Source organism: Microcoleus asticus IPMA8 (assembly GCF_013179805.1).
In the GTDB taxonomy this organism is placed as follows: domain Bacteria; phylum Cyanobacteriota; class Cyanobacteriia; order Cyanobacteriales; family Microcoleaceae; genus Microcoleus; species Microcoleus asticus.
Map to the genome: position 1 here is coordinate 1 of NZ_SRRZ01000267.1, position 2,505 is coordinate 2,505.

1 protein-coding gene is annotated in these 2,505 nt (G+C 47.0%); it reads right to left on the minus strand.

Annotated elements, in window-relative coordinates:
* Nucleotides 1–131 precede the first annotated feature (131 nt).
* Complete coding sequence (locus E5S67_RS31675) at nucleotides 132–1,892, minus strand: group II intron reverse transcriptase/maturase (RefSeq protein ID WP_172193410.1); 1,761 nt, start codon at nucleotides 1,890–1,892, stop codon at nucleotides 132–134.
* Nucleotides 1,893–2,505 lie beyond the last annotated feature (613 nt).

Genomic DNA, 2,505 nt, shown 5'->3' on the forward strand with positions numbered 1-2,505 from the left:
TGTTAACCTAAGCAGGCAGGTCGCCCTACCTGCTCGGCTCCAGAACCGAACGTGAATATCGCTATTCATTCGGCTCCTCAGTGTGTGACTGTCACCTTTGCTTGTGACATCTCCAATAAGGGAAAACTCCCTCAGCGCGGTTCTGTTTCAGATTGCCCGTGAATTTGGTCGTGGCAATGCAGGTGGACTAATATCAGGTTTTTGTCGGCATTATTTCCACCCTTGGCTCTAGGTTTTAGGTGGTGTTTTTCGATTGAATCACCTGGGTTAAAGTTCAGTCCACATTGGGCGCATCTACCTTTCTGCCGCTTGAGCAGTCTTGCTTTCTGCGGTTCTAGGTATTTGTAATTTTCGCCCATTCTGGCGCTCCAATAAATCGAGTCTCCATCGTAGGGGCTGCGTGTTCCTTGTACCTTTGTCCATCTCAAACCCGCAGGAAATGCGGCATGGAGTAGGAGGTTGAAGGAATCCTGCTCTTTCCTAGAGCTTGCAAAGACCCAATTGTTATTACCGATGGTTCGCCAATATTTTCTGGCAACCCACTTTTTCCCTTTGTTAGGGTGACGGCGTTTCCCCCATCGATACAGTCTGCTCCAGAGTAGGTGGTCGAGTTTATTGAACGTTTCCTTTGAGTTCCAAGGAGATTGGTAGTGACACCATCCTCTAATGATTGGATTGAGGAAACTGATTAGAGCAGCTTGACTACTGCTGTTATTCTCCTCGACGTACTTATCGAGCTTTCTGTAATGAGCTTGAAGCTTTTCGTTGGAGGGTTTTACGATAGTTTTGAAACCCAATTTTTTACCTTTCGATGTTTCACCTGAATGGTGTTTCCCTACTGGGTATTGGCGAATGGAAAATCCTAGAAAATTAAATCCCGGCTTTTCTCCACCATGTTCTTCTAGTGTATGTACTAGCCGAGTTTTTTCGGGTTTCAACTCAAGCCCCAATTCGCTTAACCATTCTGATAGAATTTGCTGACATTGTTGTACCACGGCAAGTTCTTCGCATATGACAATTAAGTCATCCGCGTAGCGTATAAGCGTAGGAGCTTTCACTTCCTTTCCAAATAACCTTTTGGTATTTCGGATTCTGTTTGCTTTATCGCTGGGAAACTGTGCCTCTATGCGTTGTTGCATACCGTGGAGCGCGATGTTCGTTAAAAGTGGTGAGATACTACCACCTTGCGGAACACCTTCCAGTGTCTCTTGAAATCCCTTCCTTTCTGCCCATCTGCTGAAGTCGATTACTCCCGCTTTGAGCCACGCTTTGATTTGACGCGAGAAGATGGGAAAGGTATTAAGTTTTTCTAACAGTTTGGTATGGTTTATTTTGTCAAAACATCGACAGATGTCTGCATCCAAAACATACTTCGGTTTTTGGGCGATGTACGTTCGGATTGCTTCAACTGCGTCATGACAAGATCTGCCAGGTCTAAAGCCGTATGATTCCGATTCAAAACGTGCTTCCCATTCTGGTTCTAACGCCAGCTTGATTAGCGTTTGTTTTGCTCTTTCCTCAATTGTTGGGATTCCGAGTCCTCGTTTTTCCGGCTTTCCGGGTTTAGGAATCCAAACCCTTCGAGTTGGTGCTGATTTCCCGTTTACTCTCAGGTTTTTTGCCAGTTCTAATCGTGCTGGAGGTTTTAAGGATTTTATCCTGTCAACTCCAGCCGTAACCCGACCTTTATTGTCCTGTGTAACCCGTCGCACGGCAATTAGTTTTGCAGACCAGGACTGAGCTAGACTCTTTTGGAGCCGCCTAACTGTTTGAACATCTCCACGCTGTGAAGCGCGATAAATCCGCTTTTGGAGCTTGAAAACTGCAAACTCGGCTTTCCGCCAGTTCACATTTTTCCATTCCACTTGTGATGTAATCTCCGTTTTGGACATCTTTACTCGTACTTTGCGAACGTATCTTTCACACAGCAGTGAGTCTGTCAGCATATCCTCTCCATTACAGAGGGGCGTTGGCTTCTGACCCAATCCTTCCAAGGGTGGCTTACGCTAGCTACTACTCCAGAGTCTGACCGATTCTGGAGAGCCGTTCCCTTGGTTTAACTCGTTCCTAGTTTCCGTTGGTACTGGTTGTAGAACCTCTCAATCCGCCGGGTTTTGGTAAGTGCCGATAGTCAGAAGGACAAGCTGCTATCTACCGTTCCCGTGAGCCTATTTCGCTCCCTGCGTATTAGCCTTATTCCGCAAGTTGATAATGACGACGGTTTGTACGAGAGTTCGCTTTCGCTGTTCTGCCCCAGATGCTCCCGGTTTCACTACATTTCAGGCTCGTTGCTTATCCGGTTTTCACCCCGCTTCAGTTCTGGCGGTGCTACCCTCTCCATAGCTGGGGGTGATGCTGTTACCTGGACACTTACAGAAGGAGGACTTTCACCTCCACGGAAACTAAGTTATCTCGGTTTCGAGTGTTGCCACCCTTCCCTATTAACCTGCTGAAAGCAGGTGTGACGCTTTCGGATTTCTCCTTGGCGCGTCAACGAGCCGCACT